The following is a 14835-nucleotide window of genomic DNA, read 5'->3' as shown; positions in this document are numbered from 1 at the left end:
AAGCTCAGGCCAAGGCTCAGTGGCCGGCGGCCGTCGCGTCGCACTCCTGTGCGCGCAGCGCCCGCGCCAGGTCGTCCCGCGCCTCCAGCACCAGCCGGCGCAGCGCCGGCGCCGCGTCCCGGTGGGCGTCCAGCCACGCGTCCGTCGCCCGAAGCGTCTCCGGGCGGTCCTGGAGCGCCGGGAACAGGCCGCGTACGACGTCCATGCCGATCTGGATCGACCGCTCCCGCCACAGCCGCTCGATCGCCGCGAAGTACTTCTGCGCGTACGGCGCGGTCAGCTCCCGCTGCGAAGGCTGGCCGAAGCCCGCGATCGTCGCCTCCACCAGGGCGTTGGACAGGGCGTCGGACTCCACCACCTGCGCCCACGCCTGCGCCTTCACCGCGGCCGACGGACGGGCCGCCAGGCAGCGCACCTGATGCCGCTTGCCGGACGCCGTGTCGTCGCGGGCCAGTTCCGCCGCCAGCACCGCCTCGTCCGCCACCCCGTGCGCGGCCAGCGGCTCCAGGAACGCCCAGCGCAGCTCCTGGTCCACCGCCAGGCCCTCGATCGTCGACGTGCCGTCCAGCAGCTCCCGCAGCAGCTTCAGGTCCGGCTCGGCAGCGGCCACGGACGCGAAGAACCGGGCCCAGGCGAGCTGGTGCTCGCTGCCGGCCCCGGCCGCCCGCAGCTCCCGCAGCGCGCCCTCGGCCAGCAGTTCCCCGCCGGTCTCCCGCCACTTCGGCGCCGCATAGTGCACCAGCGCCGAGTTCGCCCACGCGTGCAGCATCTGCAGCACACCGATGTCCGACTCACGGCCCGCGAACCGCAGCACCAGGTCCACGAAGTCGCGTGCCGGCAGCAGCGCGTCCCGGGTCAGGTTCCACAGCGCCGACCAGCACAGGGCACGGGCCAGCGGGTCGGTCAGCGCGCCCAGGTGCTCCTTGAGGGTGGCCAGCGAGGTGTCGTCGAAGCGGATCTTGCAGTACGTCAGGTCGTCGTCGTTGACGAGGACCAGCTCCGGGGCCTCGGCACCCGCCAGGTCCGCGACGACCGTACGCGGGCCCTCCACATCCGTCTCCACGCGCGCGTACCGCTCCAGCGCACCCTCGGGCGTGAGCCGGTACAGGGCCACCGCGACCCGGTGCGGACGCAGCTCCGGATGCTCCGCCGGGGCGAGGGGGGCCGCCTCCTGCACCACCGCCAGCTCGGCGATCCGGCCGCCCTCGGTGTCCAGCAGCACCTGCGGCGTCAGCGAGTTGACCCCGGCCGTCTGCAGCCAGGAGCGGGCCCACGCGCTCATGTCCCGGCCGCTGGTCTCGCCCAGCACCGACAGGAGGTCGGAAAGGCGCGTGTTGCCGTACGCGTGGCGCTTGAAGTAGCGGCGGGCGCCCTCCAGGAACGCGTCCTGGCCGACGTACGCCACCAGCTGCTTGAGCACCGAGGCGCCCTTGGCGTAGGTGATGCCGTCGAAGTTCAGCTTGGCGTCCTCCAGGTCACGGATGTCCGCCGTGACCGGGTGCGTGGACGGCAGCTGGTCCGCGCGGTAGGCCCAGGCCTTGCGGCGGTTGGCGAAGGTGATCCACGCGTCCTTGAAGCGGGTCGCGCCGACGTTCGCGAACGTACCCATGAAGTCCGCGAAGGACTCCTTCAGCCACAGGTCGTCCCACCACTCCATGGTGACCAGGTCGCCGAACCACATGTGCGCCATCTCGTGCAGGATGACGTTGGCCCGCGCCTCGTACGACGCCTGCGTCACCTTCCCGCGGAAGATGTACTCCTCGCGGAAGGTCACCAGACCCGGGTTCTCCATCGCGCCCAGGTTGTACTCGGGCACGAACGCCTGGTCGTACTTCCCGAACGGGTACGGGTAGTCGAAGTGGTCGTGGAAGAAGTCCAGGCCCTGCCTGGTGACCAGGAAGACGTCGTCGGCGTCGAAGTGCGGGGCGAGACCCCTGCGGCACATCGCGCCGAGCGGGATCTCCAGCTTCGTGCCGTCCTCGAACACCCGCTCGTAGGTGTCGGTGACGTAGTGGTACGGGCCCGCCACCACACACGTGATGTACGTAGAGATCGGCTTGGTCTCCGCGAACCGCCAGACTCCGTCGGTCAGTTCGCCCGCGCCGTTGCCCCACACCGTCCAGCCCTCCGGCGCCCGCACCTCGAAACGGTACGGCGCCTTCAGGTCCGGCTGCTCGAAGTCGGCGAAGACCCGGCGGGCGTCGGCCGGTTCGTACTGGGTGTAGAGGTAGACCTCGCCGTCCTCCGGGTCGACGAAGCGGTGCAGGCCCTCACCGGTGCGGGAGTAGGCGCACTGGGCGTCCACCACCAGCTCGTTCTCGGCGGCCAGGTCCTCCAGCACGATCCGGGTGCCGTCGAAGACCTCGCTCGGGTCCAGGTCCCGGCCGTTGAGGGAGACGGCGGTCACGCTCGGTGCGATCAGATCGGCGAAGCTCGTCGCGCCCGGCTCGTTGCAGCGGAAGCGGATCGTGGTCACCGAGCGGAACGTGCGCGGCTCCCCGCCCCCGTCGCCGACGGCGGACCTGAGGTCCAGGGACACGTCGTACCCGTCGACGGACAGCAGAGCGGCCCGCTCCCGGGCCTCGTCGCGGGACAGATTCTCACCGGGCACGGGCGGCACTCCCTTGTGATCGCGTGGATGAGGGCTGAACAGGACCGATCCTGCCATGTGCCCCTGACGGGCAGCACCGGGGAATGGCCGGGTCGACACGGGTGTTCGCCTGGAAAAGCGATTCTCTTGAGGAGAGACATGTCGGACAAGACCCCCGTTGACTTCTGGTTCGACCCGGTGTGCCCCTGGGCCTGGATGACCTCCCGCTGGGTCCTGGAAGTGGAGAAGGTCCGCGACATCGAGGTCCGCTGGCATGTGATGAGCCTCGCGGTGCTCAACGAGAACAGGCTGGACGAGCTGCCCGAGGAGTACGCCGAGAACATGCGGCCCGGGGGCAAGACCTGGGGGCCGGTACGGGTGGCGATCGCGGCCCAGCAGCTGCACGGCGACGAGGTGGTCGGCCGGCTCTACACCGCGCTCGGCACCCGCTTCCACAACGAGGGCCTCGGGGTGAACCGCGACAGCATCGCCGCCGCCCTCGCCGACGCGGAACTGCCCGCCGACCTGGTCGGGTTCGCCGACAAGGACACCTACGACACGGAACTGCGCGCCTCCCACAAGGAGGGCATCGAGAAGGTCGGCCAGGACGTCGGTACCCCGGTCATCGCGGTCCCGGGCCCCGACGGCGAGCAGATCGCCTTCTTCGGCCCGGTCGTCACCCCCGCCCCCAAGGGCGAGGAGGCGGCCCGCCTGTGGGACGGCACGCTCGCGGTCGCCTCGGTGCCGGGCTTCTACGAGATCAAGCGCACCCGCACCAAGGGCCCCGACTTCAGCAACCTGTAGACCGTACGACGGGCCCGGCGGTCGGCGCCGGGCCCGTTCCCGCGCGGCGGTGTGACGTTACGGCCCGCGCAGCAACCCCCGCTCCATCGCGACGACCACCGCCCGCGTCCGGTCGTTGACGTCCAGCTTGGCGAACAGGCGCAGCAGATGCGTCTTGACGGTGGCCTCGGAGATGACGAGGCGGCGCCCGATATCGGCGTTGGTGAGCCCGTCGGCCACCGCGGTCAGCACCTCGGTCTCGCGGGCGGTGAGCGGATCGTGGACGGGGCGCCGCATCCGGGCGACCAGCTTCTCCGCCACCCGGGGCGCGAGCACGGTCTCGCCGCGCGCGGCCGAGCGGATCGCGTCGACCAGCTGCTCGCGGGTGGTGTCCTTGAGCAGGTAGCCGATGGCGCCGGCCTCGACGCCGCGCTCGATGTCGGCGTCGGTGTCGTAGGTGGTGAGGATCAGCACCCGGGTGCGGGGGTGACGGGCGACGATCTCGCTGGTCGTCGCGACACCGTCCAGCACCGGCATGCGCAGGTCGACCAGGGCCACGTCCGGATCGTGCCGGGCGACCAGTCCGAGGGCGGCGCGGCCGTCGCCCGCCTCGCCGACGACCTCGATGTCCGCCTCCCCGTCCAGCAGGGCGATCACCCCGGCCCGCATCACGGTGTGATCGTCCACCACGACGATCCGGAGCCTGTCCCCGGTCATGCCGCTCCCTCCACCGGGATCACCGCGAGGATCCTGGTCCCGTCCCCGACCGAGCTGGTCACCGTGAGCCGCCCGCCCAGTTCGGCGAGCCGTTTGCGCATCCCGTCGAGGCCGAAGCCGGCGGAGGCCTCGGCCACGAATCCGGTGCCGTCGTCCGTGACCTCCAGCTCCACGCCGTGGGGACGCCGGGCCAGCACCACACCGACCGTCGAGGCACGGGCGTGCTTGCGCACGTTGGCCAGGGACTCCTGGGTGCAGCGCAGCAGCGCGACCCGGGTCTGCTGGTCGCAGTCCAGGTCGGCCAGCTCGGCGGCCACGCTCAGCCCGGTGTCCTCGGCGAACCGGTCCACGATCCGCTGCAGGGTCTGCGCCACCGAGCCGGCGTGCGCGCCGCCCGGCGGCCGGCCCGAGCCGACCAGTTCCCTGGCCTCCGCCAGGTTCTCCCGGGCGGTCGTCTCGATCGACACCAGCTGCCGGGCGGTGCGTCCGGGGTCGGTGGCGAGCCCGGCGCGGGCCGCCTCGGCGAGAACGACGATCGAGGCGAAACCCTGCGCGAGCGTGTCGTGGATCTCCCGCGCCATCCGCTCCCGTTCCTCTGCCGCGCCCTGCCGCAGATGCGCCTCGGCCAGCTCCGCCTGGGTGCGCTCCAACTCCTCGATCAGCCGCGCACGTTCACTGCTCTGTTCGACCACCGCGCGGGCCCACAGCCCAATCAGGACGCCGACGGCGACCACGATCAGCGTGCCCACGACCGTCTCGCCGAAGAACTCGCCGGACCAGCCCTGCCGCACCCAGCCGCCCAGGAGCGTGCCGGCGGTGGCCAGCCCCAGGAAGGTGAGGGAGATCCTCGGGGTACGGCCGAACATCCAGTAGTGCGGCAGCGTGACCATGAACAGGGCCGCGTAACTGGTCCGCAGATAGGCCAGACCGGCGAGGGCGAGCACCAGCACCGCGAGGTACCCGTGCGGCCGTACGACGGGATGGGCGGGCCGGCGGTCCAGCACGGCGAAGCACAGGGCCACACTGCCCAGGAGGGCGAGGGCCGCGTACCGGTCGGCACCCTGGCTCAGGGCCGTGATCCCGACCGCCATCGCGGCGAACAGGACCCAGCACACCGCGTTCCAGCGGCGCAGCGAGGTCGCCCACAGGGCGTCGGCGGTCGTGGTCATATCCGTCAACCTACGTCCAGCGGGGCGAAGTCCGTGACGGTGGCGGCGGTCGGGGAGGGCCGCACCGGCCACCAGGCGCGCTCGCCGAGCAGCAGCAGGGCCGCCGGCAGGATCAGCACGCGCACCACGAAGGCGTCCAGCAGGACGGCCGCGGCGAGTACGAAACCGATCTGCTTCATCTCGATGAGGTGCAGGAAGACGAAGCTCACGAAGACGGTCGTCATGATCACGGCCGCGCTGGTCACCACGCTCGCCGAACGCCGGACGCCCTCGACGACGGCCTGCCGGCTGGGCGTGCCGGCGAGTACCGCCTCCCGGATCCGGCTGACCACGAAGACCTGGTAGTCCATCGACAGACCGAAGAGGATCACGAAGAGGAACAGCGGCACACGGGAACCGATGGACCCCGTGGAGCGGAAGTCCAGCAGCCCCTCGGCCCAGGTGTGCTGGAAGACCAGCACGAGCAGACCGAGCGAGGCCGCCGCCGACAGCAGGTTCAGTACGACACCGAGCAGGCCGAGCACGACCGAGCGGAACGCGTACAGCGTCATCAGGAACGTCACCAGCAGCAACGCGCCGATGACCAGGGGCAGTCTGCCGTCCTGATGGGCCGGATAGTCGGTGTAGCGGGCCACGTCGCCGCTCACGCCGTACCGCGCGCCGGCGACCTTGCCGACGGTGACGGGCAGGTAGTCGTGCCGCAGATGCTCCAGCGAGGCGCGCGCCTGCGGGGAGTCGCCGAGGTAGGGCACCCGCAGCTCCAGGGTGCTGGTCCGGTGGTCGGCGGCGGTGCGGACGCGGGCGTAGCCGGTGAACAGCGGGTCTGCCGCGGCCCGGCGGGCAAGGGAGCGCAGTTCTCCGGTGACCTGGGCGGAGCGCGCGGCAGGGGCCTGTACGACGACCTGGTGGGTGACCCGGCGCTCGGGGAACTCCGCGTTGAGGCGGTCGTACACCCGCATGGCGGGGATCGCGCGGGAGTGGGTGTCCCGGCTCATCTCGGTGATCTTCAGGCCGGTCAGCGGGAGGACGAGGGCGAGCAGGGCCAGGAGCGAGCAGCACAGGGTGGCCAACGGATGCCGGGCGGCGGGGCGCAGCAGCGCGGACCAGAACCGGCCGTCGCCGCCGCCCCGCAGGCGCCGCGAGGGCCGTCCGTGCTCCGTCTGCCGCCGCGCCCTGCGCTCGGCCCGCCTGCCCAGCACGGTCAGCAGCGCGGGCAGCGCGGTCAGCGAGCTGGCCACCGCGACCAGGACGACCACGACCGTGCCGGTGGCGAGCGAGGAGAAGATCACGTCCGAGGCCAGGTACAGCGTGGCGGTGGAGGCGACGACCGCCAGGCCGGAGACCACCACGGCCCGCCCGGACGTGGCCGCCGCCAGCTCCACCAGCGCCTCGGCGCCGAGCCGGCCACCGCAGCGGGCCCGCTCCTCGCGCTCCCGCTTGAGGTAGAAGAGCGTGTAGTCGACACCGACCGCGAGGCCGATCATGAGGATGACGTTCTTGCCGACTCCGGCGTCGGGGATGAGATGCGAGGCGACCATCGACAGCCCGATGGCCGCCGCGATCGACGACAGCCCGAGCAGCAGCGGTACGGCGGCCATGGTCAGCGAGCCGAACACGATCAGCAGGGTGACCAGGGTGAGGGGCAGGCTGATCTTCTCGGACAGGGCCAGGTCGTCGTCGCGCTGCTGGTCGACCCCCTTGCTGACGGAGGGGGAGCCGGTCTCCTGCACCAGCAGTTCGGGGTGCGCCCGCTGCACCGCCCGGGTCTGGGCGACGAGAGCGCCGACCTTGTCGTCGGCGTCCAGCTCCTCGCCCTTGAGGGACACCTCGACCATGAGGACGCGTCCGTCCGAGGACCGTACCGGGGCGGCCACCTCCGCGACCTCGGGCAGCTGTCGCATGCGTGCGGTCAGCTCGTGGGCGGCGGAAGCGGCGGGCCCCTCGTCCGGGGCGCCGGAGCCGGCTGAGATCAGGATCTGTTCGGTGGACAGGCGCTCCACATGCCCTTCGGCGGCCATGGCCTCGGCCCGCCCGGCCTCGCCCACCCGGTAGTCGGCGGTCTTCGCGTTGTTGGTGCCGACGGCGCTGCCGACGCCCAGGCACAGCGCTATGAAGAGCAGCCAGCCGACGAGCGCCCGCCAGGGGTGCCCGGCGCTCCAGCGCGCCATGCGCACAGTCAGTGAGTTCATACCCAGAAGCCTTGCTGAGCAGGGCATTTGGGGGACACGGGTGCCCGGTGGAACTTCGGGTCAGCCGTTCGGTGGACCCTCGGGGTGGGGAAGACCCCCGCAAGTCACGTCCTCGCGGGGGTCTTCTCTCATCCGCCTGCCCGCGTGAAGGGTGAGAAGACGATCACGAGGCAGGACGATCCGGGGTGCCTCAGGGGGCGAGCAGGAGCACGTCCGTGCGGGACTTGGCGGCCTCGTGACGGCGTGCGACGTCCTGCCAGTTGACGACCTGCCACATCGCCTCGATGAAGTCCACCTTCTGGTTGCGGTACTGGAGGTAGAAGGCGTGCTCCCAGGCGTCGAAGACCAGGATGGGGGTCGCGCCCTGGCCGGCGTTGCCCTGGTGGTCGTAGACCTGCTCCACGATCAGCCGGCCGCTGAGCGGCTCGTACGCCAGCACGCCCCAGCCGGAGCCCTGGGTGGTGGCCGCAGCCTTGGACAGCTGGGTCCTGAAGGCGGCGAAGGACCCGAAGGACTCCTTGATCGCGTCCGCCAGCCCGCCCACGCCGTCCTGGGCCAGCGGCTCGCCGCCGCCGTCGTTCGGGCCGGTCATGTTCTGCCAGTAGATGCTGTGCAGGATGTGGCCGGACAGGTGGAAGGCCAGGTTCTTCTCCAGGCCGTTGATGGAGCCCCACGACTCCTTGTCCCGCGCCTCGGCCAGCTGCTCCAGCGTGTCGTTGGCGCCCTTCACATAGGCCGCGTGGTGCTTGTCGTGGTGCAGTTCGATGATCTCCGGGCTGATCACGGGGGCCAGCGCGGAGTAGTCGTAGGGCAGGTCGGGCAGCGTGTAGACGGGCATGGGTGATCCCCTCCGGAACCTTATTGCAAGTACCTTGCAACTACACGCTAACAACAAGAGTGTGCGGGCAACACAAAGGCCCCCATGTGTCGCACATGGGGGCCTCGCCGGTGCCGGGCGGCGTCAGCGCCGGGCGCGCGCCCGCTGCCAGACGTACCCGACCGCCGCCAGCAGCAGGGTCATGGCGCCGGTGGAGTACAACTGCACCCGGGTGTCCTGCTCGCGGGCCATCAGGGCGAAGATCGTGACCATGCCGGCCAGCGCGACCCAGGTCAGCCACGGGAACGCCCACATGCGCACGACGAGCTTGCCGGGAGCCTCGCGCTCGATGCGGCGGCGCAGCAGCAGCTGGGAGACCGCGATGAACATCCACACGACCAGGATGACCGCACCGATCATGTTCAGCAGCCACTTGAAGACGTCGTCCGGCCGCCAGTAGCTGAGCAGCACGCAGACGAAGCCCAGGACGCAGGAGGTCAGGACGGCGACGCGTGGGACCCCGCCGGTGAGCTTCGCCAGCACCCTCGGGCCCTGGCCGCGCTCGACCAGCGAGTAGGCGATGCGCGAGGAGCCGTAGATGTTGGCGTTCATCGCGGAGAGCAGGGCGACCAGGACGACCACGTTCATCAGCTGGCCGGCGCCGGGGATGCCCAGGTGGTCGAGCGTGGCGACGTACGGGCCCTTCGCCACGACCTCCTTGGAGTCCCACGGGACCAGGGTGACGACGACCGCCATGGAGCCGATGTAGAAGAGGGCGATGCGCCACATCGCGGTACGGACGGCGGTGGCCACGCCCTTGACCGGGTTCTCCGACTCGGCCGCCGCGATGGTGACCGTCTCCAGGCCGCCGTAGGCGAAGACGGAGGCGAGCAGGCCGATGATCAGGCCGTTGCCGCCGTGCGGGAGGAAGTGGGTCAGATGCGCGGTGCCGGGGGAGTCCGTGCCGGGCAGCACCCCGGTGATCGCCAGCACGCCGAGGATCAGGAAGAGGGAGATCGCGCCGACCTTCAGCGCGGCGAACCAGAACTCGAACTCGCCGAAGTTCTTCACGGCGGCCAGGTTCGTGCCGCAGAAGACGACCATGAACAGCGCCACCCAGAGCCACTCGGGGGTGCCGGGCAGCCAGCCGGAGACGATGTGCGCCGCGCCGATGCCCTCCAGGCCGACGGCCGTGCACAGCAGCACCCAGAACGACCAGCCGGCGGCGAAGCCCGCCCAGGGGCCGATCGCCCGCTCGGCGTGCGCCGAGAAGGAGCCGGACGACGGGTACGCGGCGGACATCTCGCCCAGCATCCGCATCACCAGCATCACGAGCAGGCCGGAGAGCGTGTAGGCGACGACGATGGACGGACCGGCGGCGGCGATGCCCGCGCCGGAGCCGACGAACAGACCAGCGCCGATCACCCCGCCGAGGGCGATCATCGACAGATGGCGCTGCTTGAGGCCGTGGGAGAGGGAGGTGCCGTCCTGTTGCTGTGGCGGCGTCTCGGTGGTCGTGCTGCTGGGCATGGGCGCGGCTCTCCCCGGGCAATGGGCGGGTAAAACGCCGCCAGTCTGGGCGGCCCGTCCGCTCACACGAAGGGGCCGTCCAGTATCCGGACACCTGCTGCACGCAGGGTCACCGAAGGGTCACGCGGCCACCGGTGTGTAGTGCGCGGCGTCGCCCTCGATCGAGTAGCTCTCCTTGCCGTCGACGCCCGCCGGGACGTCACCGGCGACGGTCACCCGGTGCAGGCGGCGCGGCTGTCCGTCGTAGTTGTCGACGGCGTAGTGCTGGGTGATCCGGTTGTCGAAGAGGATGAGTTCGTTCTCCGCCCAGCGGTGGCGCAGGATGTTCTCCGGGCGGGTGACGTACGCCTGCAGCAGGTCCAGGATCTTGCGGGACTCGCCGGCCGACAGGCCCACGATCCGCTGCGCGAACCCGCCGATGAACAGCCCGCGCTCCCCGGTCAGCGGGTGCACCCGGACCACCGGGTGCACGGTGCGGTAGGTGATGGAGGTGAACAGGGCGCGCTGGGCGGCCTTCTCCTCGTCGATCTCCTCGTCCGGTACGGCGTAGTCGTAGTCGTTGGTGTGCTCGGCCCACAGGGTGTCGGCGAAGCGGCGCAGCGGCTCGGGCAGGTCGCGGTAGGCGGCCGCCGCGTTCGCGATCAGGGTCTCGCCGCCGTACGGCGGGACGGTGATCGAACGCAGGGTGCTGGCCTGCGGCGGGTTGAGGACGAAGGTGACGTCCGTGTGCCAGTGGTTGGCGCGGCCCCGCTCGCTGTCCACCGGCAGCACGTTCGGGGCGCCGTCCACCGCGCCGACCGTCGGGTGGGCGGTGGTCAGGTCGCCGAGGTGGCGGGCGAAGGCCTGCTGGCCGGCGTCGTCCAGGTCGCCTGCCTCGAAGACGAGCGCCTTGTGGACGTTCAGGGCCTCGCGGATCGCGGCGACCTCCTCCGGGGCGAGCGGCCCGGTGATGTCGACGCCGGAGACACGGGCGCCGATGCGTGCGGTGACCTTGGCGGTCTCGATGGTCATCAGGGGTTCCTCTCAGGTGAAGGACGGGAGCAGGTACTGGTTGGCGGGGCGGGGGAGGCCGTAGCGCTCCCGGAGGGTCTGCCGGGGGCCGTACGCGCCGCGAAACAGGCCGCGGGCGCGCAGCAGCGGTACGACGTGCTCGACGAAGGCGTCCAGGCCGGAGGGCAGCACGGCCGGCATGATGTTGAAGCCGTCGGCGGCGCCCCGGGTGAACCAGGTCTCGATCTGGTCGGCGACCTGCTCGGGGGTGCCGGCGAAGGTGAGGTGGCCGCGCCCGCCACCGAGCCGCGCGATCAGCTGCCGGACGGTGAGCCGCTCGCGCCGGGCCAACTCCACGACGAGCGTGTAGCGGCTCCTGGCGCCCTCGACGGCGGACTCGGGCGGCAGGTCGGCGGGGAGTTTCCCGTCCAACTCCAGGCTGCCGGGGGAGAGTTGGAGCAGGCTCTCCAGCCGGCCCACCCCGTGCTCGTACACGATGTGGTCCTCCAGCGACTGCTCGGCCGCCCGCGCCTCCGCCTCCGTCGACCCGAGTACGGGCACGATCCCGGGCAGCACCTTGATGTGCTCGGGGTCGCGTCCGGCCCGCTCGGTGCGGGACTTGAGGTCGGCGTAGAAGGCCTGGGCGTCGGCGAGGGTCTGCTGGGCGGTGAAGACGGCCTCCGCGTACCGGGCGGCGAAGGCCTTGCCGTCCTCGCTCGACCCCGCCTGCACCAGAAGCGGGTAGCCCTGGGGCGTGCGGGGGACGTTGAGGGCGCCGGCGACACCGAAGTACGTCCCCTGGTGCCGGGCCGGGTGGATCCTGCTGTCGTCGCCCCAGACACCGGCCGCCTTGTCGGCGACGACCGTGTCGTCCTCCCAGCTGTCCCACAGCTTCCGCGCCACGTCGAGGAACTCGGCGGCACGGGCGTACCGCTCGGCGTGCGCGGGCTCGGCGTCGAGCCCGAAGTTCCGGGCGGCCTCGGCTCCCGCCGTGGTGACGATGTTCCACCCGGCCCGGCCGCCGCTGATGATGTCCAGGGAGGCGAACTTGCGGGCCAGGTTGTAGGGGGAGTTGTAGGACGTGGAGGCGGTGGCGATCAGGCCGATGTGCTCGGTGACCGTCGCCAGCGCGGTCAGCAGGGTGAGCGGTTCCAGGGCGCCGGCCGGGCGCTGGGCGAGGTTGCCCCACAGTTGGGGGCCGTCGGCGAGGAAGAGCGAGTCGAAGGTGCCGCGCTCGGCGATCCGCGCGAGCCGCACATGGTGCTGGAGATCGACGTGCGCGTACGGGTCGCTCTCCGGAAGCCGCCACGACGCCTCGTGGTGCCCGGTGTTCATCAGGAACGCGTTCAGATGCAGCTGTCTCCGTGTCACTGGTGGTCCTCCGTGACGCCCAGCGCGGCCAGGAGCCGCTCGCGGTACTCGCCCAGGACCGGCTCGCGGTAGGAGCGGGGGTGGGGGCGGTCGATGGTCAGGTCGAGGCCGATCCGGCCCTGGTCCAGGACGAGGACGCGGTCGGCGAGCACGATCGCCTCGTCGACGTCGTGGGTGACCAGGAGTACGGACGGGCGGTGGTGCTGCCACAGGTCGCGCAGCAGGTTGTGCATCCTGATCCGGGTCAGCGCGTCCAGCGCGCCGAACGGCTCGTCCGCCAGCAGGAGTTCCGGCTCGCGGACCAGGGAGCGGGCGAGCGCGGCCCGCTGGGCCTCGCCGCCGGACAGCTCGCCCGGCCAGGCCCGCTCGCGGCCCGTGAGGCCGACCTCCGCGAGGGCGGCCCGGCCGCGTTCCTCGGCGTCCTTGCCGTCGGTGCCGAGCAGGACGTTGTCCAGCACCCGGCGCCAGGGCAGCAGCCGGGAGTCCTGGAAGACGACCGAGACCCGCTCGGGGGCGGTGAGCTGTCCGCTCCCGGCCACCCCGTGATCCAGCCCGGCCACCGCCCGCAGCAGGGTGGACTTGCCCGAGCCGCTGTGCCCGAGCAGGGCCGTGAACTGGCCGGCGGGGAGGTCGAGGTCGACGCCGTCGAGGACGGTACGGCCGTCGAAGGACCGGGTCAGGCCGCGGAGCCGGACGGCCGGCCGGGTCAGTTGCTCAGTGTGCGGCGCCACGACAGCACCCTCCGTTCGATCAGACGGACCACGCTGTCGGAGACCAGGCCGAAGACGCCGTAGATCAGCAGGCCGACCAGGATCACGTCGCTCTGGCCGTAGTTCTGCGCCTGGAACATCAGATAGCCGAGCCCGCTGGTGGCGTTGATCTGCTCCAGCACCACCAGACCCAGCCAGGAGCCGGTCACACCGAGCCGGAGTCCCACGAAGAATCCGGGCAGCGCGCCGGGGATCACCACCTGGCGGACGAAGGCGAGCCGGGACAGGCCCTGCACCTCGGCGAGTTCGACGAAGCGGCTGTCGATGCCGGACAGCGCGGCATGCGTGTTCAGGTAGATCGGGATGTAGACGACGATCGCGATGATGACGATCTTGAAGGTTTCCCCGATGCCCAGCCAGAGGATGAACAGCGGGATCAGACCGAGGGGCGGGATCGCCCGGTTGAGCTGCACGGTCCCGTCGATCAGCGCCTCCCCGGTCCGGCTGAGCCCGGAGGCGAGGGCGAGCAGCACACCTGCGGCGAGGCCGATCGCGAAGCCGTACCCGGCCCGTGTCAGCGAGGTCAGGATGTCGGTGGACAGCGTGCCGTCGGTCCACAGGTGGCCGGCGGTCCTCAGCACCGTCCAGGGCGCCGGTATCGCGCCGGTGTCGAGCGCTCCGGCGGCGGAGGCGGCGGCCCACAGGGCGAGGACGGCGAGGGGGCCGGCCAGCCGGGCGGCGGGCAGCCGGCGGCCGGGGGAGAGGCGACGGCGCCGGCGGATCCGGGGAAGCTCCCCGGCCTCCGCCGCCGCGACGGCGGTCGTCGTGGTGGTCACGGCGCTCATTTCCGGTACTCCTCCGGTACGGCCTGGGCGGCGATCGGCTCGAAGCGGTGGTCGAAGAGCGAGGAGACGTCGAACTTCTTCACGAAGCCGCCCTCGGCGAGCAGATCGGCCGTCTCCTGCTCCCACCGGATCGCCTCGTCCCAACTGGCCGGGAACAACGGCTTGTTGGCGAGCTTGCTGATGCCCTGCGCCTGCGGGAGGGTCAGGTTCTGCGTCTTGACGTAGAACTCCTCGTTCCACACGTCGGGGTGCTCGTACTGCCACACCTGGCCCTTGGCCCACTGCGGGATGTACGCGGCGATCGCGGCGGCCTTCGCGGAGTCGTTCAGCACGGACTGCGGGGCCCACAGCACGTTGAGCAGGTCGACCACGTCGGTGTCGACGGCGCGGGCGCCCCTGGCCGCGTACTTCTGCAGATAGGCGGGGGCCTGGCTGATGGCGAGCGGGGCCACGTCGACCTGCCCGGACTGCAGGGCGGTGAAGAACTGGTTGCTGGTCAGCGGGACCAGCTTCACCTCGTCGTACGCCAGACCCGCCTGCTTCAGCGCCCGCAGCAGGACGACACCCTGCGCCTGCCCCTGCGAGAAGGCGAGCCGCCTGCCCTTGAAGTCACCGACCGTGCGGATGTCGCTGCCGGGCCTGGTGGCGAAGAGGTAGTTGGGCTTGCGGGTGAGGTCGATCGCCACGATCTTCGCGCTGAAGCCCTGGTAGTGCGCCTGGATCGGCGGGATGCCCGCGTTGTTCGAGAGGTCCAGCGACTTCGCGCGGAAGGCGTTGATGACATCCGGACCGGCCCCGATGTTCAGCCAGTTCGACACCGTGAACGGCAGCTCGGGCAGCTTCGCCAGTCTGAACTGCAGCTGCTGCACACCCTGGTAGGAGGCGATCTTCAGGCTGGTACCGGCCGGGACCTTGTCGGCGAGCGGCTTGGTCGCGGCGCCGCCGGTGTCGGCGGAGGCGTCGCCCCTGGCGCAGCCGCTGAGGCCCGCGGCGGCGGCGGACGCGCCCAGCAAGGAGGTGAGAAAGACACGACGGTGCATGGAAGGACTCCCCGGAGGAAAGGAGGGGAAAGGCAGGAGGAATTCCGGAGCGAGGAAGCCGGACGAAAGACGGAGCACGGAGCC

General features: G+C 71.3%; 12 protein-coding genes. 1 reads left to right on the top strand and 11 read right to left on the bottom strand.

Annotation, left to right across the window (positions count from 1 at the left end):
- Positions 1–16: 16 nt before the first annotated feature.
- Positions 17–2611, bottom strand: coding sequence for an aminopeptidase N (gene pepN, locus ACZ7GZ_RS02100; protein WP_471020027.1), 2595 nt, complete (start codon positions 2609–2611; stop codon positions 17–19).
- A gap of 138 nt (positions 2612–2749) precedes the next feature.
- Here pepN and ACZ7GZ_RS02095 point away from each other — a divergent pair, with 138 nt between their 5' ends.
- Positions 2750–3394 carry a mycothiol-dependent nitroreductase Rv2466c family protein gene (locus tag ACZ7GZ_RS02095; RefSeq protein ID WP_471020024.1) on the top strand — a complete coding sequence of 215 codons (645 nt, stop codon included), beginning with the start codon at positions 2750–2752 and terminating at the stop codon, positions 3392–3394.
- Positions 3395–3451: 57 nt separating this feature from the next.
- Here the strand turns inward: ACZ7GZ_RS02095 and ACZ7GZ_RS02090 are convergent, their stop codons facing one another.
- From ACZ7GZ_RS02090 to ACZ7GZ_RS02045, 10 genes are all read right to left on the bottom strand, one after another.
- Positions 3452–4090, bottom strand: coding sequence for a response regulator (locus tag ACZ7GZ_RS02090; protein ID WP_471020021.1), 639 nt, complete (start codon positions 4088–4090; stop codon positions 3452–3454).
- Entirely contained in the window at positions 4087–5259 is a 1173-nt protein-coding gene (locus tag ACZ7GZ_RS02085) for a sensor histidine kinase (RefSeq protein ID WP_471020019.1), read from the bottom strand. The genes ACZ7GZ_RS02090 and ACZ7GZ_RS02085 overlap by 4 nt, the downstream gene beginning before the upstream one ends.
- 5 nt (positions 5260–5264) lie before the next feature.
- Positions 5265–7448 (bottom strand): MMPL family transporter, encoded by a 2184-nt coding sequence (locus ACZ7GZ_RS02080; protein WP_471020016.1) that lies wholly within the window; start codon positions 7446–7448, stop codon positions 5265–5267.
- A gap of 190 nt (positions 7449–7638) precedes the next feature.
- Entirely contained in the window at positions 7639–8286 is a 648-nt protein-coding gene (locus ACZ7GZ_RS02075) for a superoxide dismutase (protein ID WP_471020014.1), read from the bottom strand.
- Positions 8287–8409: 123 nt separating this feature from the next.
- A complete protein-coding gene (locus tag ACZ7GZ_RS02070) occupies positions 8410–9795 on the bottom strand; it encodes an amino acid permease (protein ID WP_471020011.1) in 1386 nt (461 codons plus the stop codon).
- A gap of 120 nt (positions 9796–9915) precedes the next feature.
- Positions 9916–10806, bottom strand: a complete 891-nt coding sequence (locus ACZ7GZ_RS02065; RefSeq protein ID WP_471020009.1) for a TauD/TfdA dioxygenase family protein — start codon at positions 10804–10806, stop codon at positions 9916–9918.
- A 12-nt stretch (positions 10807–10818) separates the two neighbouring features.
- Positions 10819–12156: an LLM class flavin-dependent oxidoreductase gene (locus ACZ7GZ_RS02060; RefSeq protein ID WP_471020007.1), complete on the bottom strand. Its 1338-nt coding sequence runs from the start codon at positions 12154–12156 to the stop codon at positions 10819–10821.
- Positions 12153–12887 (bottom strand): ABC transporter ATP-binding protein, encoded by a 735-nt coding sequence (locus ACZ7GZ_RS02055; protein WP_471020005.1) that lies wholly within the window; start codon positions 12885–12887, stop codon positions 12153–12155. The genes ACZ7GZ_RS02060 and ACZ7GZ_RS02055 overlap by 4 nt, the downstream gene beginning before the upstream one ends.
- On the bottom strand, positions 12863–13711 hold the full coding sequence (locus ACZ7GZ_RS02050) for an ABC transporter permease (protein WP_471020003.1): 849 nt from the start codon (positions 13709–13711) through the stop codon (positions 12863–12865). The genes ACZ7GZ_RS02055 and ACZ7GZ_RS02050 overlap by 25 nt, the downstream gene beginning before the upstream one ends.
- Entirely contained in the window at positions 13708–14751 is a 1044-nt protein-coding gene (locus ACZ7GZ_RS02045) for an ABC transporter substrate-binding protein (RefSeq protein WP_471020000.1), read from the bottom strand. The genes ACZ7GZ_RS02050 and ACZ7GZ_RS02045 overlap by 4 nt, the downstream gene beginning before the upstream one ends.
- Positions 14752–14835 lie beyond the last annotated feature (84 nt).

The organism is Streptomyces sp. NPDC037288, assembly GCF_055603265.1.
Note: the sequence above shows the minus strand (reverse complement) of the source record. Positions and strands in the feature narration are given on the sequence as shown.

Excerpts from the sequence above, each read along its gene's own strand:
- ACZ7GZ_RS02095 (WP_471020024.1), top strand. The coding sequence starts at position 2,750 with ATGTCGGACAAGACCCCCGTTGACTTCTGGTTCGACCCGGTGTGCCCC.
- ACZ7GZ_RS02090 (WP_471020021.1), bottom strand. The coding sequence starts at position 4,090 with ATGACCGGGGACAGGCTCCGGATCGTCGTGGTGGACGATCACACCGTG.
- ACZ7GZ_RS02085 (WP_471020019.1), bottom strand. The coding sequence starts at position 5,259 with ATGACCACGACCGCCGACGCCCTGTGGGCGACCTCGCTGCGCCGCTGG.
- ACZ7GZ_RS02080 (WP_471020016.1), bottom strand. The coding sequence starts at position 7,448 with ATGAACTCACTGACTGTGCGCATGGCGCGCTGGAGCGCCGGGCACCCC.
- ACZ7GZ_RS02075 (WP_471020014.1), bottom strand. The coding sequence starts at position 8,286 with ATGCCCGTCTACACGCTGCCCGACCTGCCCTACGACTACTCCGCGCTG.
- ACZ7GZ_RS02070 (WP_471020011.1), bottom strand. The coding sequence starts at position 9,795 with ATGCCCAGCAGCACGACCACCGAGACGCCGCCACAGCAACAGGACGGC.
- ACZ7GZ_RS02065 (WP_471020009.1), bottom strand. The coding sequence starts at position 10,806 with ATGACCATCGAGACCGCCAAGGTCACCGCACGCATCGGCGCCCGTGTC.
- ACZ7GZ_RS02050 (WP_471020003.1), bottom strand. The coding sequence starts at position 13,711 with ATGAGCGCCGTGACCACCACGACGACCGCCGTCGCGGCGGCGGAGGCC.
- ACZ7GZ_RS02045 (WP_471020000.1), bottom strand. The coding sequence starts at position 14,751 with ATGCACCGTCGTGTCTTTCTCACCTCCTTGCTGGGCGCGTCCGCCGCC.